The 22,047-nt window shown below is 73.5% G+C and carries 14 protein-coding genes, 2 pseudogenes and 1 riboswitch; of the genes and pseudogenes, 10 read left to right on the top strand and 6 right to left on the bottom strand.

Going from position 1 to position 22,047, the window contains the following annotated elements; all coding sequences use genetic code 11:
- Window positions 1-64: 64 nt before the first annotated feature.
- A complete protein-coding gene (locus tag AC3CF1_RS26750) occupies window positions 65-2,524 on the top strand; it encodes an FtsK/SpoIIIE family DNA translocase (RefSeq protein ID WP_488451533.1) in 2,460 nt (819 codons plus the stop codon).
- Window positions 2,525-2,622: 98 nt separating this feature from the next.
- Here AC3CF1_RS26750 and AC3CF1_RS26755 read toward each other — a convergent pair whose 3' ends face one another.
- The gene (locus tag AC3CF1_RS26755) at window positions 2,623-2,868 is read right to left on the bottom strand and encodes a hypothetical protein (RefSeq protein ID WP_488451534.1); all 246 of its coding nucleotides are present in this window, start codon (window positions 2,866-2,868) and stop codon (window positions 2,623-2,625) included.
- A 74-nt stretch (window positions 2,869-2,942) separates the two neighbouring features.
- On the bottom strand, window positions 2,943-3,257 hold the full coding sequence (locus tag AC3CF1_RS26760) for a DMT family transporter (protein ID WP_179782620.1): 315 nt from the start codon (window positions 3,255-3,257) through the stop codon (window positions 2,943-2,945).
- A 56-nt stretch (window positions 3,258-3,313) separates the two neighbouring features.
- Window positions 3,314-3,386, bottom strand: a riboswitch (guanidine-III (ykkC-III) riboswitch).
- Between the two features lie 92 nt (window positions 3,387-3,478).
- Here AC3CF1_RS26760 and AC3CF1_RS26765 point away from each other — a divergent pair.
- The 7 genes and pseudogenes from AC3CF1_RS26765 (at window position 3,479) to pspM (ending at window position 10,008) form a co-directional block, all read left to right on the top strand.
- A complete protein-coding gene (locus tag AC3CF1_RS26765) occupies window positions 3,479-4,402 on the top strand; it encodes an ornithine cyclodeaminase family protein (RefSeq protein WP_488451535.1) in 924 nt (307 codons plus the stop codon).
- 88 nt (window positions 4,403-4,490) lie between these two features.
- The gene (rimO, locus tag AC3CF1_RS26770) at window positions 4,491-5,999 is read left to right on the top strand and encodes a 30S ribosomal protein S12 methylthiotransferase RimO (protein ID WP_355163472.1); all 1,509 of its coding nucleotides are present in this window, start codon (window positions 4,491-4,493) and stop codon (window positions 5,997-5,999) included.
- 77 nt (window positions 6,000-6,076) lie between these two features.
- Window positions 6,077-6,670 (top strand): CDP-diacylglycerol--glycerol-3-phosphate 3-phosphatidyltransferase, encoded by a 594-nt coding sequence (pgsA, locus tag AC3CF1_RS26775; RefSeq protein ID WP_088946731.1) that lies wholly within the window; start codon window positions 6,077-6,079, stop codon window positions 6,668-6,670.
- A 214-nt stretch (window positions 6,671-6,884) separates the two neighbouring features.
- Window positions 6,885-7,442: a CinA family protein gene (locus AC3CF1_RS26780; protein ID WP_354981419.1), complete on the top strand. Its 558-nt coding sequence runs from the start codon at window positions 6,885-6,887 to the stop codon at window positions 7,440-7,442.
- Window positions 7,443-7,684: 242 nt separating this feature from the next.
- Entirely contained in the window at window positions 7,685-8,125 is a 441-nt protein-coding gene (locus AC3CF1_RS26785) for a helix-turn-helix domain-containing protein (RefSeq protein ID WP_088946732.1), read from the top strand.
- Between the two features lie 199 nt (window positions 8,126-8,324).
- Complete coding sequence (locus AC3CF1_RS26790; protein WP_354981102.1) at window positions 8,325-9,197, top strand: PspA/IM30 family protein; 873 nt, start codon at window positions 8,325-8,327, stop codon at window positions 9,195-9,197.
- A gap of 23 nt (window positions 9,198-9,220) precedes the next feature.
- Window positions 9,221-10,008 (top strand): annotated as a pseudogene (gene pspM, locus AC3CF1_RS26795) (phage shock envelope stress response protein PspM).
- Between the two features lie 32 nt (window positions 10,009-10,040).
- Here the strand turns inward: pspM and AC3CF1_RS26800 are convergent.
- Together AC3CF1_RS26800 and AC3CF1_RS26805 are read right to left on the bottom strand one after the other, a co-directional pair.
- Window positions 10,041-13,645, bottom strand: a pseudogene (locus AC3CF1_RS26800) (hypothetical protein).
- Between the two features lie 166 nt (window positions 13,646-13,811).
- On the bottom strand, window positions 13,812-14,648 hold the full coding sequence (locus tag AC3CF1_RS26805) for a DNA-formamidopyrimidine glycosylase family protein (RefSeq protein WP_488451536.1): 837 nt from the start codon (window positions 14,646-14,648) through the stop codon (window positions 13,812-13,814).
- Between the two features lie 109 nt (window positions 14,649-14,757).
- Here AC3CF1_RS26805 and AC3CF1_RS26810 point away from each other — a divergent pair, with 109 nt between their 5' ends.
- The gene (locus AC3CF1_RS26810; RefSeq protein WP_488451537.1) at window positions 14,758-16,023 is read left to right on the top strand and encodes a hypothetical protein; all 1,266 of its coding nucleotides are present in this window, start codon (window positions 14,758-14,760) and stop codon (window positions 16,021-16,023) included.
- 27 nt (window positions 16,024-16,050) lie between these two features.
- Here AC3CF1_RS26810 and AC3CF1_RS26815 read toward each other — a convergent pair whose 3' ends face one another.
- Complete coding sequence (locus AC3CF1_RS26815) at window positions 16,051-16,293, bottom strand: CPCC family cysteine-rich protein (protein WP_088946738.1); 243 nt, start codon at window positions 16,291-16,293, stop codon at window positions 16,051-16,053.
- Window positions 16,294-16,531: 238 nt separating this feature from the next.
- On the opposite strand from AC3CF1_RS26815, the gene AC3CF1_RS26820 reads away from it, so the two are divergent.
- A complete protein-coding gene (locus AC3CF1_RS26820) occupies window positions 16,532-17,098 on the top strand; it encodes a hypothetical protein (RefSeq protein ID WP_354981097.1) in 567 nt (188 codons plus the stop codon).
- Between the two features lie 132 nt (window positions 17,099-17,230).
- On the opposite strand, the gene AC3CF1_RS26825 is transcribed toward AC3CF1_RS26820, so the two are convergent.
- The gene (locus AC3CF1_RS26825) at window positions 17,231-21,877 is read right to left on the bottom strand and encodes an ATP-dependent helicase (RefSeq protein ID WP_488451538.1); all 4,647 of its coding nucleotides are present in this window, start codon (window positions 21,875-21,877) and stop codon (window positions 17,231-17,233) included.
- Between the last annotated feature and the right edge of the window lie 170 nt (window positions 21,878-22,047).

Here is a 22,047-nt window from a genome sequence, read left to right on the forward strand (position 1 = left end):
TGCGACGCGCGGACACGACCCGGAAAAGCGGGGATCTGCCCGGCCCCACCGTTACCGTGACTCTATGGCGGGCCGTACCTCTCAGGCGAGCCGGCGGCGCGGCGCGTCGCCGCGCGGTGGCACCAACAGTCGTGCCCGTCAACCGGCGAAGAAGACCCGGGCACCGGTCCGGCGGCGCACCCCGCCCGCCCGGCCCGGCCCGGCCGTCTACGTGGGCCGGGCGGTCGGCGCACTGTGGATGGGTCTGGCACACGGGATGGGCTGGGCGGTGCGGGCCGCCGGCCGGCAGGCCGCCTCGGCCCGCGACCTCGACCCGGAGCACCGCCGGGACGGCGCCGGGCTGCTGCTGTTCGGGCTCGCCCTGCTCTCCGCCGTGGCGCTCTGGCTCTCCGGAGCGGGCCCGGTGGGCGCGCGACTGGCCGACACGATCCGGCTGTTCCTGGGCGCGATCTCGGTGGTCGTGCCGGTGCTGCTGATGATCGGGGCGTGGCGGCTGATGCGTCAGCCGGCCGACCCCGAGCACCGGGGCCGTGGGCTGATCGGCTGGGGTTCGCTGCTGGTGTCGACCGCAGCGCTGCTCCAGATCGGCCAGGACCCCGCCGACCCGCTGGAGCGTGACTTCGCGGGCGGTCTGGTCGGCGCGGGCGTCGGTGGTCTGCTGGAGCGGGCCGTCACCGCCTGGGTGGCGGTGCCGCTCCTGGTCCTGCTGCTGCTCTTCGGTCTGCTCGTGGTGACCGCGACGCCGATCAACAAGATCCCCGAGCGCCTCGGGCTGCTCGCCGGTGGGCTGGTCGCCGCACCGGACTCCTCCACGGAGGACGCCGACGAGCAGGCTGCGAAGCCGACGCGTAAGCGGCCGGCGAAGCGGATGCCTCCGCCGCTCGACCCGGACGACTTCGAGGACCTGGACGGCGCGGACCTCCAGGAAACCATGGTGCTGCCGCGCAAGTCGCCGGCGAAGGTGCCGGCGAGCCGCAAGCCGTCGGTCGAGCCGCCGGAGCACTCGCCCGCGCCAACCCGGGCCGAGCAGCTCGCGTTGACCGGGCTCTCCGGGGACTACACCCTCCCGCCGGCCAACATGCTCAGCGCCGGCGCCGCCGCGAAGACCCGCAGCAAGGCCAACGACGAGGTGATCGCCGCGCTGACCGGCGTGTTCGACCAGTTCGATGTGGACGCGGCGGTCACCGGCTTCACCCGCGGCCCGACGGTCACCCGCTACGAGGTGGAGTTGGGACACGGCGTCAAGGTCGAACGCATCACCCAGCTGTCCCGCAACATCGCGTACGCGGTGAAGTCGCCGGACGTGCGGATCCTCAGCCCGATCCCGGGTAAGAGCGCCGTCGGCGTGGAGATCCCGAACACCGACCCGGAGAACGTCGCCCTCGGTGACGTGCTGCGCTCACGGGCGGCGACCAGCGACCACCACCCGATGGTGGTGGCCCTCGGCAAGGACATCGAGGGTGGCTACGTGGTGGCCAACCTCGCCAAGATGCCGCACATCCTCATCGCCGGCGCCACCGGCGCGGGCAAGTCGAGCTGCCTCAACACCCTGCTGGTGTCCATCCTCACCCGGGCCACCCCGGACGAGGTGCGGCTGCTGCTGATCGACCCGAAGCGGGTCGAGATGACCGGCTACGAGGGCATCCCGCACCTGGTCACCCCGATCGTGACCAACGCAAAGAAGGCGGCCGACTCGCTGGACTGGGTGGTCCGCGAGATGGACATGCGCTACGACGACCTCGCCGCCAACGGGGTTCGGCACATCGACGACTTCAACCGCAAGGTCCGCAACGGCGAGATCAAGGCCCCGCCGGGCAGCGAACGGGAGATGCGCCCGTACCCGTACCTGTTGGTGATCGTGGACGAGTTGGCCGATCTGATGATGGTCGCGCCGCGCGACGTGGAGGACTCGGTCGTCCGGATCACCCAGCTCGCCCGGGCCGCCGGCATCCACCTGGTGTTGGCGACCCAGCGCCCCTCGGTCGACGTGGTGACCGGTCTGATCAAGGCGAACGTGCCGTCCCGACTGGCGTTCGCCACCTCCTCGCTCGCGGACTCGCGGGTCATCCTCGACCAGCCGGGCGCGGAGAAGCTGCTCGGCCGTGGCGATGGGCTGTTCCTGCCGATGGGTGCCTCCAAGCCGGTCCGCATCCAGGGCGCCTGGGTCACCGAGCGGGAGATCGCCGACGTCGTCAAGTTCTGCAAGGACCAGCGCGAGCCGGAGTTCCGCAAGGACGTGCTGGCCCCCGCGCAGGAGACCAAGAAGAAGCCCGACGAGGACATCGGCGACGACCTGGACCTGCTGGTGCAGGCGGTGGAGCTGGTGGTCACCTCGCAGTTCGGCTCGACCTCGATGCTCCAGCGCAAGCTGCGGGTCGGTTTCGCGAAGGCGGGCCGTCTGATGGACCTGATGGAGACCCGTGGGGTGGTCGGGCCGTCGGAGGGGTCGAAGGCGCGCGACGTGCTGGTCAAGCCGGACGAGCTGGAGGACGTCCTGGCCGGCCTGCGCGGCGACGGGGAATGACCGGGGAATAGCAGCGAGGGCCGGTCGACGGTACGACCGGCCCCGGAACGCACGACGGGCCCGCCGAGGCAGGGCGGGCCCGTGGCTGGGAAAGCGTGTCAGTTGCTCATCAGAGCGGCGAAGACCACCACGCCGAGGATCGCGGCGACGACGCTGGCCGCGGCGGCGTACCAGCCGAGCGGCTTGTCACCGAGCACGGCGCCGACGATGCCCGCGATCACGCCGAGCACGCCGAAGATGATCGGGTTGAGCAGCAGGGCGAGGACCGCGAAGACGAAGCCCACAATGGTGAGGATGCGGGCGGCGTTGCTGCGGGGACGGGCGGTGCTCGGCATGTCGGCCATGTCTTCCTCCGTGTGAGAGCCTGTCGTGACGGATCGATGACTACCCACTGTGCGGACCTGTCACGCGTACTTCCTCAGTGGAAGATCTTCAGACCGATCACGCCCACGACCACCAGCAGCAGGCAGAGGATCCGGGGCAGGCTCGCCGACTCGCCGAGCGCGAGCATCCCGACCAGCGCGGTGCCGACCGCGCCGATGCCCACCCAGACCGCGTACCCGGTGCCTACCGGGATCTCCCGCAGGGCGTACGACAGCCCGGCCATGCTCAGGAGCAGGGTCACCACGAACACCACGGACGGGATCAGCCGGCTGAAGCCGGCGCTGCGGTCCAGGGCGATCGCCCAGGCCGTCTCCAACAGTCCCGAGATCACCAGCACGAGCCAAGCCATCGTCCACCTCACGAAAAGGCGCCCGGGCTGTCGCGCCGGGACGAGTCTGCACGTCACACGGGGCGTCTTGGCCTGACCGGGTACGCCCACCACTCGTCCGGGGCGGCCACGAGCATCCGGGGCCACCGAAGCCGACGCTAGCACCGGCGTCGGGCGTCGGGCGGTGACTCCCGCCACGGCCCGTTGACCTCCACTTCACTTCAACTTGCAGTATTGCTGGCATGACTCTGCTCTACGCCGACCCCGAGGTCGCCGCCGCGATGGACGCCGCCACCACGGTCGCCGCCATGCGGGCCGCTCTCCTGGCCGCGTACGAGGGACGGCTGATCGCTCCACCCCGGGCCGCCGCCCCGCTCGACGGCGGGCGGATGGTGCTCACCGCCGGGCACCTGGTCGGCGAGTGGTACGGCTTCCGCTCCTACGACACCTTCGGCCACGAGCAGGGCGAACAGTTGGTGGTGCTGCACGACGCCCGCACCGGGGCGGTCCGGGCGGTGGCGGTCGGCGAGGAGTTGGGCTCCCGGCGTACCGGAGGGTTGGGCGGCCTCGCTGTCGACGCGCTGGCCCGCCCGGACGCGGCCACCCTCGGTGTGATCGGCTCCGGCCGGCAGGCGTGGACGCAGGTCTGGGCCGCCGCCGCAGTCCGCCCGTTGCGCGAGGTGGTGGTGCACAGCCGCTCCGCCGCCCGCCGGGACGCCTTCGCCGCCCGGGTCCGCGCCGAGCTGGGTGTGCCGGCCCGCGCGGTGACCACCCCGGGCGCGGCCGTCGCAGGGCGCGACCTGGTGGTGCTCGCCACCACCAGCCCGACCCCGGTGCTCTGCGCCGCCGACCTCAGCCCCGGCACGCACGTCAACGCCGTCGGCTTCAAGCAACTCGACCGCAGCGAATTCGGCACCGACCTGCTGGACACCGCCGACCTGCTGGTCACCGACTCACCGGCCCAGGCGGCGGACTACCAGCCGCCCATGCTCGCGGCCACACCCCCGTACGCCGAGCGGTTGCGCGACCTGGGCGGCATCCTGGCCGGCGCGGTCCCCGGCCGGACCACCACGGACCAGGTTTCCGTCTTCTGCTCCACCGGCCTGGCCGGGACCGAGGTCTTCCTGCTCGACGCGCTGACCCGCGTCGGTGCCGCGGCGCGCTGACCGGCCGCGGCCGGGGCGGAACGACGGTGCGTGGGTCGTGCCCGCAGCCCGCGTGCGTGGGGTTCCCCGGCCGGCCCGGTACCCTCGGATGGTGTCTGCCACCGCTCCTTCTCCTTCCGACCACGCCGAGGGCCGTCGTGTCGCCCTCCTGACCCTCGGCTGTGCCCGCAACGAGGTCGACTCGGAGGAGCTGGCCGCCCGGCTGCACGCCGACGGCTGGCAGGTGAGCACCGACGGCGAGGGCGCCGACGTGGTGGTCGTCAACACGTGTGGTTTCGTGGAGAAGGCCAAGCAGGATTCCATCCAGACCCTGCTCGCCGCCGCCGGCACCGGGGCCAAGGTCGTCGCCGCCGGTTGCATGGCCGAGCGGTACGGCCGGGAGCTCGCCGACAGCCTGCCCGAGGCGCAGGCGGTGTTGAGCTTCGACGACTACCCGGACATCGCCGCCCGGCTGAACGCGGTCGTCGCCGGTGAGCAGATCACCGCGCACACGCCCCGGGACCGGCGGGAGCTGCTGCCGTTGACCCCGGTGAAGCGGCGCGACAGCGGCGTGTCGCTCCCCGGGCACGGCACCGTGACCCGCACCACCACCGACACCGACGAGCACACCCCGGCACACCTGCGGCAGATCCTGCGCCGTCGACTGGACACCGGCCCGGTGGCCTCGCTGAAGCTCGCCAGCGGCTGCGACCGGCGCTGCGCGTTCTGTGCCATCCCCGCCTTCCGCGGGGCGTTCGTCTCGCGTACGCCCGACGAGCTGCTCGCCGAGGCGGAGTGGCTGGCCAAGTCCGGCGTACGGGAGCTGGTGCTGGTCAGCGAGAACTCCACCTCGTACGGCAAGGACCTGGGCGACCCCCGCGCGTTGGAGAAGCTGCTGCCGCAGCTCGCCGCCGTGACCGGCATCGTCCGGGTGCGGGCGAGCTACCTCCAGCCGGCCGAGACCCGGCCCGGGCTGGTCGAGGCGATCGCCAACACCCCGGGCGTGGCCCCGTACTTCGACCTGTCGTTCCAGCACTCCAGCGAGCCGGTGCTGCGCCGGATGCGGCGTTTCGGCTCCACCGACCGGTTCCTGGAGCTGCTGGCGAGCGCCCGTGCGCTGGCCCCGGACGCTGGCGCCCGGAGCAACTTCATCGTCGGGTTCCCCGGCGAGACGCGCGCCGACGTCGACGAACTGGTGCGGTTCCTGACCGAGGCCCGGCTCGACGCGATCGGCATGTTCGACTACAGCGACGAGGACGGCACCGAGGCCGCCGGCCTGCCCGGCAAGGTCTCCGCCGCCACGATCAAGCGACGGTACGACCGGCTCAGCGCGCTCGCCGACGAGCTCTGCTCGCAGCGGGCCGAGGACCGCCTCGGCACATGCGTCGAGGTGCTGGTCGACACGATCGAGGACGGCGTGGTGGAGGGCCGGGCGGCGCACCAGGCGCCGGAGGTGGACGGCTCCACCACCCTGGTCGCCCCGGCCGAGGGTGGGGTCGACCTTTCCGCGCTGCGCCCGGGTGACCTCGTACGCGCAACGGTGACCGGCACCGAAGGGGTGGACCTGCTCGCCGTGCCGGATGAGATGATCTCGGCGGCGCCCGGCGCGGCACGGTGACGGCGGGCCCGAGCGGAGCGGGGGAGCCACGTGGTGCGGTACCGGGAACGCCACGGCGACCCGAGCGGGGTGCGGCGGTGACCGGGGCGACGGAGTCGACGCCCGGCCGGGCGGTGGTGGCGGTGGTGCCCGTCCTCAACGCGGCCAACGCGCTGACCGCCCTGCGGCTGGTGCTGGTGCCGGTCTTCGCCGCCTCGGTGGTGGTGTCCGGGATGACCCACTCCGGCTGGCGGATGGCGGCGTGCCTGATCTTCGCGGTGGCCTCGGCTACGGACCTGGTGGACGGCTGGATCGCCCGCCGGTTCGGGCTGGTCACCTCGGTCGGCAAGGTGGCCGACCCGATCGCCGACAAGGCGCTCACCGGCGCGGCCCTGGTGCTGCTCTCCTGGTACGACCTTCTGCCCTGGTGGGTGACCGCGCTGATCCTCGTCCGCGAGCTGGGCATCACCGGCCTGCGGTTCTGGGTGATCCGGCACGGTGTGATCGCCGCCAGCCGAGGCGGCAAGGTCAAGACGGCGCTCCAGATCCTGGCCATCGCCTGGTACCTCTGGCCGATGCCGGCCGCCCTGGCCGCCGTCGGCCCGTGGATCATGGCCGCCGCCGTCGTGGTCACGGTCGCCACCGGCTTCGACTACATAGCCCAGGCCCTACGCCTCCGCCGCCCCCGCTAAAAACCCCACCCCCACCCCACCCACCCCCACCCCCTCCGTTGATCATGAAGTTGTTGCCATCCGCAGCGGCGTGTCGTGGCGATAACTTCATGATCGACGCGATCGGGTGGGCAGGGTTGGGGGCCGTTGGGTGGGGAAGGACGAATTCATGCAGCGCGAGGCTAGTGGTGGTGTCGAGCGGCCGTCGGATGGTGCGGCGTCGGACGAGGCCGTGATGGGCAGCGCGGCGGCGGGTGTGGTGCACCGGTTGGTGCAGCGGCACGAGACCCTCGCGACTGTCGAATCGCTCACCGGCGGGTCGCTGGCCGCGTCGATCGTCGACATCGCCGGGGTCAGCGGGATCTACCGGGGTGGCCTCGTGGTCTACGCCACCGAGTTGAAGGGCACCCTGGCCGGCGTCCCCACCGACCTGCTGTCCGAGCGGGGGCCGGTGGACCCGGACGTGGCGGCGGCCCTCGCCGAGGGCGGGCGCCAGCGCTGCGGCGCGGACTGGGGGGTGGCGACAACCGGCGTCGCCGGCCCCGAACCGCAGGACGACAAGCCCGTCGGCCTGGTCTACGTCGCGGTCGCCGGCCCCAACGGTGGGGAGGTCCGCCAGCTCGACCTGGACGGCGGGCGGGACCACGTCCGCGCGGTCGCGGTGATCGAGGCTCTGCGGCTACTCGCCGAGCGGATTCACGACGCCGACGTGAAGGACCCCGACCTCGACCCCGACGCCCAGGGCTCCGGCCCCGACGCCCAGACCCCCGAACCCGCAACCGACCACCCCTAGGCCCCAGAAGTCGACGGGCCGGAAGATCCAGTCGAGACCGCCGGGGGCACCCGGGACAGGGCCGGAACGGCCGATGCCGCGCGCCGGTGAGCCCGCGCCGGCGAACCGACGGGCGGGGCGGGATGTCGGCCGGGCCCGCAACGGGTACGGTTGCGGGAAGGCTCCGACGTTCGGGGTCGGCGCGGTCCGCCGCGACCGGCTGCCCAACGGCGGGCGCGAGGTATCCCTCAGGGGGAGGTGCGATGATCCTGCTACGCCGGGTGATCGGTGACGCACTGCGGGCGCGCCGGCAAGGCCAGCAGCGCACGCTGCGTGAGGTCTCCACCGCCGCCAACGTCAGCCTCGGTTACCTCTCCGAGATCGAGCGGGGGCACAAGGAGCCGTCCAGCGAGCTGCTCGCCGCGATCTGCGACGCCCTCGGCGCGCGCCTGTCCGAGCTGCTGCGTGAGGTGAGCGACACCGTGGCGCTCGCCGAGCAGATGCCCGGGGTGCTCGTCTCGATGCAGGAGGAGCAGGCCGATTCCTCGGCCGCGTCCAAGAGCACCAACCGGGGTGTGCGTCAGGTCACCTCCGATGGCAAGGTCGCCGTGTCGGTCCGTCAGGATTCGCCGCTCAAGGCCACGCTGCGCAGTGCCCGCGTCCGCCCGAACGAGCGCGATCGGGACGTGGTCTGCGCGGCCTGAGCCCGTCCTTCCGGTTGACCATGGGCGGGCTGGCCCCGGCCGCGTAGGGTGGCCCGCAGGAGCTGCCGGTGCCGTCGACCGCCCCGTACGGATGCCTCGTTGGCGTTCGGCTGGGACGATGGAGACCGGCCGGTCGTGGTCGGTCGGTCCATCCGGCCCGGCTGTGGTGGAGCGACGCTACTGAGGGGATACCGCGGAGATGGCGAACCCGTTCGTCAAGGGTTGGAACTACCTGATGGCGCTCTTCGGTGCGAAGATCGACGAGCACGCCGATCCCAAGGTGCAGATCCAGCAGGCCATCGAGGATGCCCAGCGGCAGCACCAGGCGCTGGTCCAGCAGGCCGCCGCCGTGATCGGCAACCAGCGTCAGCTGGAGATGAAGCTGTCCCGGCAGATGTCCGAGGTCGAGCGGTTGCAGGGCAACGCCCGACAGGCCCTGGTGCTGTCCGACCAGGCCCGGGCCAAGGGTGACGAGGCCGAGGCGGTGCGGTTCGAGCAGTCGGCGCAGACCCTCGCCACCCAGTTGGTCTCCTCCGAGCAGGCCACCGAAGACCTCAAGACCCTGCACGACCAGGCGTTGGGTGCCGCAGCCCAGGCCCGCCGTGCGGTCGAGAACAACTCGATGATCCTCCAGCAGAAGCTCGCCGAGCGCACCAAGCTGCTCAGCCAGCTGGAGCAGGCCAAGATGCAGGAGACGGTGGCCCGCTCGCTGGAGTCGATGTCGTCGTTGACCGCGCCCACCAACACCCCGTCGCTGGACGAGGTGCGCGACCGCATCGAGCGGCGCTACGCCAACGCGATGGGCCGCGCCGAGCTGGCCGGCAACTCCGTCGAGGGCCGGATGTTGGAGATCCAGAAGTCAACCATCGACTCGGCCGGCTCCGCCCGGCTGGAGCAGATCCGGTCCAGCATGGCGGGGGAGCAGCTCGGCGGCGCGTCGCAGCGACCTGCCGTCCCGCAGGGCGAGAAGGCCGGCCCGGCCACCGACCCGACGGCCGCCGCCCGGCTGGACGAGCTGCGCGCCAGCATGGCTCGCGAGCGCGGCACCGGCGACCCGACCTCCGCCGGCTGAACGACCGGACCGAGGGGGTCAGGGTGGCAGCAGACGAGCGGACTCGATACTTCCGGAGGCTGGACCGGCTTCGCCGCTCCGCCCGACGGTGGAGCGTGCTGGCCGGTGGGCTCGGCGGTGCGGCGGCGGTGCTGACCCCGTACGCCGGCCTTGGTCTTCCCGACGCGGCCTGGGCCGGCGCCGCGGGCAGCGCGGTGGCGCTCGCCGCCTGGCGGTGGATCGACGCGCGCGCCCTGGCCGCCCAGCCGGCGCCCCCGCACTCGATCCGGCCGAGGCCGCGGCCCGGTCGCGGGCCCGGTTGATCGCCGCCGTCGAGCGGCTGCCGGTCGGCCCGGGCGTGCTGGCCGAGGTTCGCCGGGTCCGCTCCCGGATCGCCCTGCGCGGCACCAGCGCGGGCGAGCAGTGGGCCCGACTGGACCGGGCGGCACTCACCCTGGCCGGGATGGCCCCCCGACTCACCGGGCTGGCCGGACCGGCCGTGCAGGAGGCCGCCACCGCCGATGCTTCGTTGCGCGACCTGGCCGCACGGGTGGCCAGCGTCGAACGTGCGCTGCGGCTGGCCCCGGCCGACGCCCGGGCGCCGCTGGCCGAGGCGCACGCCGTGCTGACCGGCCAACTGGAGAGCGGGGTCGCGGCCTACGAGCGGCTGGTGGTCGCTGCCGCCGGCTACCTGGCCGAGGACGCCCGACCGGAGGCCGCCCACCCGGCCGCCGACCGGCTCACCGAGGCGACCGACCTGCTGCACGGCGTCGCCGGCGCCCTGGCCGAGCTGCGCGCCGTCGGCACGCCGCTGCGCGCACCGACCCGCTGAGAGCAACGCCGACGGCCGGTCCGTCGGGCCGGTCACTGTGGTGTCGTGACCAGCACCAGGCCGGTGTAGGGCGAATTGCCCACGACGTTGAACGACCGGATCCGGTAGTGGTAGGTCACGCCCCGGGCCAGCCCCGTGTTGGTGAAGCCTCGACCGGTCACCGTGAAGGTGGCGACCTCCCGGTCGAATGCCGGGTCGAGTGCCCGCTGCACGATGAACCCGGACCCGGGGCCGGTCGGTGTGCTCGCCGCCCAGGCCAGGATCACCGTCGCCGTGTCCGGCCCGGGAGCGCTGGCCGTGGCGCTCACCCCGCTGGGGGTGCCGGGTGCGGGTGGGCAGCTCACCGTGGCGACTGTCGACCAGGCCGAGGCGGCGCCCAGGTAGGTGGTCCGAACCCGGTAGTAGTACGTGGTGTCCGGTGCGACAGTGACGTCCAGGTGGTTGTCGCTGACCCCGATCGCCGTGGTGCCCGGGCCGCTGGTGAACGTCGGGTTGGTCGCCCGCTGCACGTCGATGCCGGTGGCGAACGACCGGTTCGACCAGCGCAGCGCCACCCGCAGCGGCGCGGCTGGCGGCAGCGCCGCGACCAGGCCGCTCGGTGCCGCCAGGTGCACCGAGGCGGGCACCCCGTTCGACCAGGACGAGTAGCTGACGGCGTTCTCCGCCCGGATCCGGTAGTGGTACGTCACCCCGGGGGTGACTGTCGCGTCCGTGTACCGGGTGGCGGCGGCCGCGACGGTGATCGTGGTGACCTCGCCGCCGAAGGTCGCGTCGGTGGCCCGTTGCAGCAGGTGGCTGGTGGCAGGTGGTCGCCCGCCGTTGCTGGTCCAGGCCAGGGCGATCGCGGGTAGCGCGGTGGCCGAGCCGGGCGCCGGTGTGGCGGTCAGCCCGGTCGGTGCCTTCGGCGCCACCCGCAGCACCAGCGGCCGGGTCATCCCGCCGTCGCGGTGGCCGGCGAGGTGGCTGTGCCAGCGGTACTCCCAGCCCAGGTTGACCAGTTGGTTGACCACCGTGGCGGGCCGCCCGTCCGCGGGGCTGACCGGCGTTGACCCGGTGCGCGCCCCGGCCGGGAGGCCCGGGTCGAGCAGCCGGACGCTGTCGCCCAGCTTGAACGGCAGCACCGGGGCGACCGGGCGCAACGCCACCACGACGTCCTCCCGCGGGTTGACCCGGACGACGTCCTTCCAGCCCAGCTCCGTGCCGTGCGGCGGCCGCAGCGTGCCGTCCCAGCCGACCCGGTTGACCACCTGCACGTCGCAGCCGCCGAAGTGCAGCGGCTCGGTCTGCCGGACGTTGCCACTGATCCGCCAGAGTTGGGTGCCATCGGTAGGGGTGCCCACCGGTACGGCGGGATCGGTGGCGAAGAGCACCTCGGTCACCGGATCGGTCGGGCCCAGCGGCAGCGTCGTCGGGTTGAGCGGCCCGGCGTGCGGGTGCCCGACGCCGAGCCGGCCAACCCACCGGCCGTGATCCGGCTCGAAGACCTGCTGGGCGGCCTTGACCGCGATCGGCAGGGTCACCGGGCCGGCACCGCCCGCCGGGGTGAACGTCACAGTGGTGGCGTGCACCGGCACCGCAGTCTCCGACGTTGTGCGGGTGCCGAAAGCCGGGTCGTACGCCGGCTGCGGCACGATCGGCGGGCGTTGGCTGGCCGCGTACGCCAGGGGCAGCCTCTCCCTTAGGCGGGCCAGGTCGTACGGCGGCGCGGGTGTCCCGGTGACCCGGAACTGGAGCAGGGTGCGGGTGTTCGGGCCGTACCCCGGCTCGGTGGGGGGCGGGCCGCCCTCGGCGGTCCGGTCCGCTGCGTCGGTGTGCTGGTCGTAGCGGGGGTCGTAGCCCGGCAGCGGAGCGGGGGCGTCGTTGTACAGGATCAGCGTGCTGCCCGGTGGCACGGCGGAGAAGTCGACCAGCACGTCGGCCCGCTCACCCGGGGCGAGCAGCAGGGTGTGCCCGTCGACGTTCAGCACGGTCGGGTCGAGCCGGTCGTACCGGTAGCCGATCGGGCGGTTCGGCAGCACCACCGGGGCGGGCAGCAGCCCGGCCTCGTTGCCGATCTGGATGAACTCGGGCCCGGCTGTGCGCGGGTCCGGCACGCCGCCGTCGCGTCCGTCGGTCGGCCACCCCGGCGGTCGGTCCGCGGCCCGCACGGCGGGCACCATCGGCACCTCGCCGGCGTCGGCGTCGGCGAGTGCGCCGTCGGCCGTCCACATCGCCGCGTCGGAGCAGGCGCGGTAGAGCTGGAGGTTGAGGCTGCGGTCCAGGCAGGCGTTGAGGATCCGGAACCGGTACGCGCGCGGCCGAACCTCCAGGTACGGGTAGGCGACGCCGTTGACGAGCGGGGTGTCGCCGTACGCCTCGGGGACCGCCGACGGGTGCGGCAGCCCAGGGCTCAGCGGCGGTTCGTCCGGCGCGTCCACCGGGTCGTGGTGCGGGTTCGGGGCCCACCCGTCGGTGCGGGTGCCGCCCGGGGTGGGGTTGCGCGACCAGGGGCCGTAGTCCCACCGGCCGGTGGGGTTGCGTCCGCCGGACCGGTACGGGTTCTGCCGCGGCTGGTACACGTGGGGGTGCCAGAGGCTTCCCCGGGCACCCCAGCGTTCCCGGTCCCAGGTCGGGTCCTCGGCGGCGAGCTGGGTGTCGTCCGGCACGAACGTCTTGTCCTCGATCACCAGCGGCAGTTGGTCCGCCGGCAGCACGTCGTCGGCGACGAGCTGGTCCTCGGCCGGGTCGGTGAGCAGGTAGAGCGCGAGCTGACCGCCGTAGACGGTGAGCCGGGCCAGGCCGAGGGTGTTGTCGTGCAACCACAGCAGCCGGCCGCTCTGCTCGTTCGGGTAGTAGAGGGTGGTGGCCCCGGCACCCGGCGCCGGCATGTCCGGCACGGGCGTCACGCCCGCCCCCGTCGGGTACGGGGTGATCTCCCCGGCCGGAGTGATCCACTGCCCCGGGTTGCCGGCGCTGGTCCAGCCGGTCTGCGCCCCGGCCAGGTGCAGCACCGCCCGGTTCTGTGGGTACGGGGCCGGCCCGTCCAACGGGCCGGGACCTGCGCCCTCGATCGTGTCGTCCACGGGCAGGAACAACTCGCCGGCCCGGCCGGTGGGGAGCTGGTTGATGAACTTCACCCGGACCGGTCGACCCCGGCGGGCGAGGATCATCGGGCCGAGGTGCCAGGGCCGTTCGGGGGTGCCACCGTGTTGTGGCCCGTCTCGTCGGTGCCCAGGTTGAGCTGCCGGTAGCCGCGCAGTCGGGTGGCCGGCAGGTCCCGGTGCAGCCGCTGCGCGTACTCCTGGAGGCCGATCTCGTAGTAGTCGCATCCGGGGTAGCTGATGGTGTCCGGGGCTGCCACCGGCAGGTGGCTGCCGAGGTCGGTGCGGCTCTGCTGGCCCGGAACGGGCAGCGGGTCGACGAACTTGCGCAGTCCGGTGCCCGGCACCACCCTCCCCGCGGGGTCACGTGCCGGGCGAGGACTGTGGGCGAAGTTCGGCACAGGACCGAAGCTGCGCGGCACCACGGCCGGGTCCAGACTCGGTGCCGGCGTGGTCTCCTCGGCGGTACGCGCGGCCGGCACGGACGCCGTCCGGCCGTTGGTCTCGCGTGTGGTCCGCTCGAAGAAGGTGGAGCGGAGCCTGCGGAACATCGCCATGACTCTCCCCGGGGTCGGGGCACGACGTCCGCCACCCCGGCGTGGCGGACCTCGGCACTCTGCTGACGGTCGGTGAGGGTTCAACCGCAGCATGCGACTCCGACGGCCGGATAGGAATTACCCAATCGTCCGTTTCTGGCGTGGCGTTGGTGAATGGCCGACCTGGTCAGCCGGGCTCAGGCCGGTCCGGGTGCTCGGGTTGGCAGACCGGACACCAGTAGGTGACCCGTTCGCCCAGCTCCTCCTTGCGGATCGCCGTGCCGCAGCGGCGGCACGGCTGGGCGCGGCGGCCGTACACGTAGCTGGTCTGCCCCCGGTGCAGGGAGCCGGTGCTGCTCTGCGTCCACCGTCCCCGGTTGGCCGCGAGCAACCGTTGCGCGAGGGCCACCATGCCGGGCAGGTCCGGCACCGCGCCGACCGGCGTCCACGGCGACACGCCCCGCAGGAACAGCACCTCGCACTTGTAGAGATTGCCGACTCCGGCCAGGTTGTGCTGGTCGAGCAGCGCCTCACCGATGGTCTGCTCCGGGTGGTCGGCGAGCCGGCGGACCGCCTCGGCCGGGTCCCAGTCCGGCCCGAGCAGATCGGGGCCGAGATGGCCGACCAGTCGGTCCTCCTCGGCGGTCGGCAGCAGGGTCATCTCGTGCAGGTGGTAGCCGACCGCGACAGCGCCGGGGCTGTGCAGCACCACCCGGATCAGGTGCGCGGGCCGTCCGCCCCACCGTTCCCCCGGGGCGTACGCCCGCCAGGCGCCGTCCATCCGCAGGTGCGAGTGCAGGGTCCAGTCGGCGTCGGGCGCGGGTCGCCCTGCGGGACTCCTGTCGGGGGCGCTGAGGCGCAGCAGCAGGTGTTTGCCCCGGCTGGCCGACTCGCGCACGGTCCAGCCGCTGAGGTCGGTGGTCGCCAGTTGCGGCACCCGGAAGTCACTCTTGGTGATCCGCGCGCCGGCCAACGCGCGGTGCAGCACGCGCGCGGTGTTCCAGACGGTGTCGCCTTCGGGCACCCTGCCATCCTCCCTCTTTTGAGCATCATTCGCATGTGTCGCCATTTGTACACAGGTTCCTCATGATCTCCCGACATGCGAAGGTCAGGGGGTTCTGAGGAGAATGCCCATGACGCGACCTCGTTGTCGTATCCCATCCGTCGCCCTCGTCGCCACTCTCTCGCTGTTGCTCGCCGCCGCGTTCCTGCCCGCCCCCAGCGCAGACCGGGCCACACCCGTCGCCGGCAGTCCGATCATCCTCACCGCCGGGGCGCCCGGTGGCGAACGGTGGGACGTCGATGTCTCGGTCATCGACCGCGACGACGTGAACGTCCGACGCACCGCCGCCGGGCTGCGACTGCGGGAGGCCCGGGCCACCGGCCACCGCGCCCGAAGCCCACACAGCGCTGTCGCCGAGGGCATGCTGCTGACCACGCCCCGCACCCTGGCCCGGCCGGCCACCCGGGTCCGCGCCGAGATCAGCGCCTCGGTCCCCGGCGGGGCGACAGTGGAGGCGCAGGTCCGCGGCTGGCGGACCGCCGGCTGGACGGAGTGGCAGGCCGCCACCGGCGGTGCGGTCTTCGACCGGCCGGTCACCCGGGTGCAGACCCGGGTGGTGCTGACCGCGCCCAACGGCGGGGCCACCGCGACCGTGAGCGGCGTGCGGCTCACCGCCGACGCGACAGCCGCCGTCTCCGCCGCCACGCCCGGCCGCACCTACCGGGTGTACGCCACCCGTATCGGGTTGGTCGGCGAGGTGACCGCCAACGGCCGTACCGTGCAACCCCGGGACCACTTCGTGGCACTCCCGTCGCGGCGCGGTCTCTCCCCACTCAACACCGGCGACTACACAGTGCGGGTCTGCACGACCAGCGGCGCCCGCTGCGAGTACGCCCCGGTCTGGGACGTCGGTCCGTGGAACACCCGCGACGACTACTGGAACCCCTCGTCGGTGCGGGAGAACTGGAAGAACCTGCCGCAGGGCCGGCCCGAGGCGCAGGCCGCGTACCAGTCCGGCTACAACGGCGGGCGGGACCAGTTCGGGCGTACGGTGCTCAACCCGGCTGGCATCGACCTGGCCGACGGCACCTTCTGGGACGGCCTGCGGTTGACCACCAACGCCTGGGTGGACGTCGCCTACCTGTGGACCGGCGGCGGGCCACGTGGCGTGGTCGGTGACGGCCCGCTCAACATCCGCTCCGGGGCCAGCACGTCGTACGCGACCCGTGGTCTCGCCGCCCGGCTGGCCCACGTGCCGATCCAGTGCTACGTCACCGGTCAGTCGGTGGCCGGCCCGTACCGCACCACCACCCGCTGGAACCGCCTGACCACCGGCCAGTACGTCAGCCACGCCTACATTTCGAGCGTGTACGGCGGCAGCGTGCCGGTCTGCTGACCCGTGCCCGCCTCGTCGAGTGCTGCGTCAGGGGCGCTCGTCGGGGCGGGCCTGGCGCACCATGTCCTGGTAGCGCGGGTGGCTGGCACCGTAGACGGCGTAGTTGAGTCGAGCGTGCGAGAGGCTCAGGTCGCCGTTGGGGCCACCCCGGACGGCGTCGGCGTCCGCGTCGGTCTGGCCGTCGTCGGTCCAGAAACAGACCGGGCAGGTCCCCCCGCCGGTCCGGGATGCACAGCAGGGACAACCCACGGGAACCACTTGTTCACCCACCGGGGCAGCATTCCACAGTCGAACATCGGCCCGATACCCGCAGGAGGTCCCTCGGGAGACACCCCGGGGAGGCCCACCCAACACACCCACGCCCCGGCCCTCCACTCGTCGCCGTCGCCGCCCTGCCGGCCGGGATCGTACCCGCGTCGAGTGGTCCAGCGGTGGGTGGCGGATACGGGACAGCGCAGTGACCGACCGGCCCCTCCCGTCGCCGGAAGCCGTTGGGCAGACTGCCCTGGTGACAATTCGGAGCCTGCCCGCCGTCGGAGCCCTGCTGGTCGCCGTTACCCTCACCGCCGGTTGCGGCAGTGACGACGACGGCCGGTCGAGCGCAGCCCCATCCGCCTCGTCCGAGGTGACCCCCACCGGCGTTCCGAGCGCGCCGACGTCCCCCACCACGAGCGCGCTGGTCGCCCCGGTGTCACCTTCCGCCGGGGCGCAGGGTCCGACCGAGCGCCGGCCGGCCAGCCCGCCACCGGTGGTGCTGCCAAAACGGCCGGCCAGTGCGCCCGGTGCGAAGCAGGTCGTCGACGCCTTCCGGGCCGCTGGCCTGAAGGTGCCGCGCCCGAAGGACCGTTCCGTCGACTGTGGCCCGGACGGCCTCGGTCTGGGCTGCTCCGAGCTGATCGCCACCGACGCGGTCACGGTCTACGTGTTCCCGGACGACACCAGTGCCAGTGACATCGCGGAAACCTGGGGCGGCCAGTCGTACCAGCGTGGCGCGGTGGTGCTGAACTATCTGGAGGCGAAGACCCCGGCCGCTGACCGCCCGCGCTACGAGAAGGTGCTCGACGGCCTGCGCTGAGTACCGGGCCTGGCGGCGGAGGGGCCGGGGCATGTCGTTCTTCTGAGCGTGATGCCTGTGAGTCATCTTGATGACTCACAGGCATCACGGTCTGTGTGGCATCGCCCGGCGAGCGTTGGCTGGGCGGGCGGGTCAGCCCCGCAGGCGCAGGCCGCGGGGGGTGGCCCGGAAACCGGCGGCGGTCAGCGCGTCGCGCAGCGGTGAGGAGTGCACCGCCTCGCCGTCGGCCCGCTCCACCGACATCGCGCCCAACGCCCCGGAGTGAACGGCGTCGGCGAGAGCCTTGCCGGCCGCGGCCAGGGTGTCGGTGTCGTCGCTGAAGGAGAGCAGCGTGCGGCCGCCGCGTTCGACGTAGAGGACGAGGTCGCCACCGACCTGCACCACCAGCGCACCGGCCTTGCGGCCGGCCCGGTGCCCGGTCGCCGGGGCGGCCCCGTCGCCGGAGTCGAGCACCCGTTCCGGCCAGGGCAGCGCCGCGCCGTACGGGTTGGCGGGGTCGGTGGCCGCGAGCACCGTGGTCGGGGTGCCCCGGCCACGGGCGCCGTCGGCGGGCTCCGCCAGGGCGCGCAGTCGGTCCACCGCGCCGGGCACCGCGAACTGCGCCGCGCCCAACCCTTCGACGAAGTAACCCCGACGGGCCGCGCCACGCTCCTCCAACGCCGACAGCACCGGGTAGACCGCCGAGAAGCCGCCGACCACCTGCTCGGCCATCACCGCGCCGCGGGTGACCACCCCGTGCCGCTCCAGCAGGACGTCGGCGAGCGCGGCGGCACGTCGCGTCGGGTCGACGTCCCGTTCCGGGAGGCGTGACCAGCGACCGGCGACGGTCGGCGGACCACCCCGGGTGGGCAGCGCCACCCGGCCGGGCCGCCGGTAACGGGTGCGCGGCGCGGAGGGCCGCGAGCGGTGCGCCCCGCCCGCACCGAGCACCGCGCGCAGCGGCGCCAGGGTGTCGTTGGTGAGGTGCCCGGCCCACACCAGATCCCAGATCACTGTGGTCAACGCCGCGTCGTCGGTCGAGCCGACCCGGTCGGCCAGCGGCCGGAAGAACAGCGCCTGCCCGTCGCCGAGCGCGTCGAGCACCGCGTCGTGCAGCGGGGTGCGGGTAAGCGCCTCGTCGGGCGGCGGGAGCAGCAGCGGTGCGGCGTCCGCGTACGCGAGAGTGACCCAACCGTCGCCGCCGGAGATCGCGCCCGACCCGGCCCAGAGCACCTCCCCACTGGCGCACAGCTCGTCGAGCTGGGCAGGGGAGTAGTCGGCGACCCGACCGGGCAGCACCAACCGCTCCAGGGCGGACGCCGGCACCGCCGCGCCCTGTAACTGCTCCACCGTCGCGGCGAGCGCCTCCACACCTCGGGCGGACGAGCCGACCTGCTGCCAGCGGGGCAGGAACGCGGCCAGCGCCCGGGGTGGCACCGGCTCGATCTCCCGGCGCAGCGCCGCGAGCGAGCCGCGGCGCAGCATCCGCAGGACCTCGGCGTCGCACCACTGGGCGCCGGCCGAATCCGGGGTGAACTCACCGGAGACCACCCGCCCGGTGGCACCGAGCCGACGCAGCGCCTGCTCGACGACGAACACGCCCAACCCGAAGCGGGCCGCGCAGCTGGCCGCGGCGAACGGCCCGTGGGTGCGGGCGTAGCGGGCCACCAGGTCACCGAGCGGATCGGCCACCGGGGCGAGGTACGCCTCGGCCACCCCGACCGGCAACGCCACGCCGAGGGCGTCGCGCAGACGGGCGGCGTCCTCGACACCCACCCAGCGCTGTTCGCCGGCGATGCGGACCCGCAGCACGCGGCGGGTCGCCTCCAGCTCGGTCAGCCAGGCCTCCGGCACACCCCGCTCGGTCAACTCGGCGTCGCTCAGGTCACCGAGCACCCGCAGCAGCTCGACGACGTCCTCCGCATCGCGGGGGCGGCGCTGCTCGGTCAGCCAGCGCAGCTGCCGATCGGTCTCGGTGAGCACGGCCGGGTCGAGCAACTCGCGCAGGTCGACCCGGCCCAGCAGCTCACCGAGGAGGGTGGAATCCAGGGCGAGCGCGGCGGCGCGACGCTCGGCGAGCGGCGCGTCGCCCTCGTAGAGGAACGCGCCGACGTAGCCGAAGAGCAGCGACCGGGCGAACGGCGACGGCGCGCTGGTCTCGACCTCGACCAGCCGCACCTTGCGGGTGGCCAGGTCGCGCATCAGGCCGGCCAGCGCCGGCTGGTCGAAGACGTCCTGGAGGCACTCCCGGGCAGCCTCCAGGGTGACCGGGAAGTCCGCGTACTCGCGGGCGACGTCGAGCAGTTGCGCGGCGCGTTGGCGCTGCTGCCAGAGCGGCTGGCGGCGGCGCGGGTCGCGGCGGGGCAGCAGCAGTGACCGGGCGGCGCACTCCCGGAAGCGGGCGGCGAAGAGCGCGGAGGTGCCGACCGACTCCTCCACGAGCTGGGTGATCTCGTCGGGCTCGAAGACCACCACGTCGGCGCCGGGCGGCTCGTCCGCGGTGTCCGGAAGTCGGACCACGATGCCGTCGTCGGAGGGCATCACCTGGGCGTCCACCCCGTACCGTTCGGCGAGCCGGCGGCCCACGGCGAGCGCCCACGGCCCGTTGACGCGGGCGCCGAGGACGCTGTGCACGGCGAGCCGCCAGTCGCCCAGCTCGTCGCGGAACCGCTCGACCACGACCGTGCGGTCGTCGGGCAGCGAGCGGGTAGCCTCCCGCTGCTCGCGCAGGTAGGCCATCAGGTTGCTGGCGGCCCAGTCGTCCAGACCGCCGTCACGCAGGGCGGCCAGCGCCGCCTCGTCAGTCTGTCGCAGCAGGGTGCGCACCCGGGCGCCGATGGCCCGGCCCAGCTCCACCGGCCGGCCCAGCTGGTCGCCCTTCCAGAACGGCATCCGCGCGGCCTGACCGGGGGCGGGCGAGACCAGCACCCGGTCGGGCGTGATCTCCTCGATGCGCCAGGAGGAGGAGCCGAGCAGGAAGACGTCGCCGACCCGGGACTCGTAGACCATCTCCTCGTCCAGCTCGCCCACCCGGGCGGCCCGCTCGGCGCCGGCCAGGAACACCCCGAACAGGCCCCGGTCGGGAATCGTGCCGCCGCTGGTCACGGCGAGCCGCTGCGCGCCGGGACGGCCGGTGAGCAGGTCGGTGGCCCGGTCCCAGACCAGTCGGGGGCGTAACTCGGCGAAGGCGGTGGACGGGTAACGGCCGGAGAGCATGTCCAACACGGCGTGCAGCGCGGAGTCGGGCAGCTCGGCGAAGGGCGCGGCCCGGCGGACCAGCACGGCCAGGTCGCCCAGCGGCCAGGGCTCCAGTGCCACCATCGCGACGATCTGCTGGGCCAGCACGTCCAGTGGGTTGCGTGGGTAGTGCAGCTCCTCGATCGCGCCGTCGGCCATCCGCTCGGCGACCACCGCGCAGGAGAGCAGGTCGCCGCGGTGCTTGGGGAAGACCACCCCGCGCGAGATCGCGCCCACCTGGTGCCCTGCCCGGCCGACCCGTTGCAGGCCGGAGGCCACGCTGGGCGGCGCCTCGATCTGCACCACCAGGTCGACAGCGCCCATGTCGATGCCCAGCTCCAGGCTGGAGGTGGCCACCACCGCCGGCAACTGGCCGGACTTGAGCGCCTCCTCGATGTGTTTGCGCTCCTCGCGGGAGACGCTGCCGTGGTGGGCGCGAGCGATCACCGGCGCCGCGCCGGTGGCCGCGCCGGACTGGGCCATCACCTCGGCCGGCGGCCGGTTGCGCACCGGACCGGCCGGGTCACCCCACCGCTGCGCGCCACCCGCCGGGTCGTCGCCGGCCGGCAACCCTTCCGGTAGGCCGATCGCGCCGTCGTCCGACGCGGCGGCCACCGCCTCGGCGGCCAGCTCGTTGAGCCGGGCGCAGAGGCGCTCGGCGCTGCGGCGCGAGTTGGTGAAGACGATGGTCGAGCGGTGCTGCCCGATGAGGGTGAAGACCCGCTCCTCCACGGCCGGCCAGATCGACGCGCGGCGTGGCCCGAGGCCGCCGAGGTCGTCCTCCGGTTGCTCCTGCTCGTCCAGGCGGGTCATGTCCTCCACCGGGACCTGCACGCTGACCTCGATGGTCTTGGCGGTGGCCGGCTGCACCACGTCGACCGGGCGGGCGCCGCCGAGGAACTGCGCGCAGGCGTCGATCGGGCGGACGGTGGCGGAGAGCCCGATGCGCTGCGCCGGAGCGGGCAGCAGCTCGTCGAGGCGTTCGAGGGAGAGGGCGAGGTGGGCGCCGCGTTTGCTGCCGGCCACCGCGTGCACCTCGTCGACGATCACCGTCTGGACGCCGCGCAGCGAATCGCGCGCCGCGGACGTGAGCAGCAGGAACAACGACTCGGGAGTGGTGATGAGGATGTCCGGTGGGGTGCGGGCGAAGGCGCGCCGCTCGTCGGCCGGGGTGTCGCCGGTGCGCATGCCGACGGTGATGTCGGGCGGTGCGACGCCCAGCCGTGTCGCTGCCTGCCGGATCCCGGCCAGTGGGGCGCGCAGGTTGCGCTCCACGTCGACGGCGAGGGCCTTGAGGGGGCTGACGTAGAGCACGCGACACCGCTGGCGGGCCTCGGCCGGTGCCGGCTCGCGGGCGAGTCGGTCCAGTGACCAGAGGAAGGCCGCGAGCGTCTTGCCCGAGCCGGTGGGTGCCACCACGAGGGCGTTGCGACCGGCTGCGACCGAGCGCCAGGCGCCGGTCTGTGCGGCGGTGGGAGCGGCGAAGGCGGCCTCGAACCAGGCGCGGGTGGCCGGACCGAACCCGGCGAGCACCGCGCCGGCGTCTGCGTCTGCCCCGGTCACCGATCCATCGTGCCCCGCCGGTACGACAACCACGAGCGACCCCGGGGGAATGCGCCCCGAGACTAGCAAAAAGCGTGGAAGGTGCGCTTGATCCGTTAAGTCTCACTTAACTGCTTGCTTGTACGGAGCAACATAAAGTAACTTCACCCCCAACGCGAACCGGGGTGAGG

This window comes from Micromonospora sp. MGP-C2, from assembly GCF_057766525.1.

Coding starts and splice junctions, on each gene's coding strand:
- AC3CF1_RS26750 (WP_488451533.1), top strand. CDS start 65: ATGGCGGGCCGTACCTCTCAGGCGAGCCGGCGGCGCGGCGCGTCGCCG.
- AC3CF1_RS26755 (WP_488451534.1), bottom strand. CDS start 2,868: ATGGCCGACATGCCGAGCACCGCCCGTCCCCGCAGCAACGCCGCCCGC.
- AC3CF1_RS26760 (WP_179782620.1), bottom strand. CDS start 3,257: ATGGCTTGGCTCGTGCTGGTGATCTCGGGACTGTTGGAGACGGCCTGG.
- AC3CF1_RS26765 (WP_488451535.1), top strand. CDS start 3,479: ATGACTCTGCTCTACGCCGACCCCGAGGTCGCCGCCGCGATGGACGCC.
- rimO (WP_355163472.1), top strand. CDS start 4,491: ATGGTGTCTGCCACCGCTCCTTCTCCTTCCGACCACGCCGAGGGCCGT.
- AC3CF1_RS26780 (WP_354981419.1), top strand. CDS start 6,885: ATGGGCAGCGCGGCGGCGGGTGTGGTGCACCGGTTGGTGCAGCGGCAC.
- AC3CF1_RS26785 (WP_088946732.1), top strand. CDS start 7,685: ATGATCCTGCTACGCCGGGTGATCGGTGACGCACTGCGGGCGCGCCGG.
- AC3CF1_RS26790 (WP_354981102.1), top strand. CDS start 8,325: ATGGCGAACCCGTTCGTCAAGGGTTGGAACTACCTGATGGCGCTCTTC.
- AC3CF1_RS26810 (WP_488451537.1), top strand. CDS start 14,758: ATGACGCGACCTCGTTGTCGTATCCCATCCGTCGCCCTCGTCGCCACT.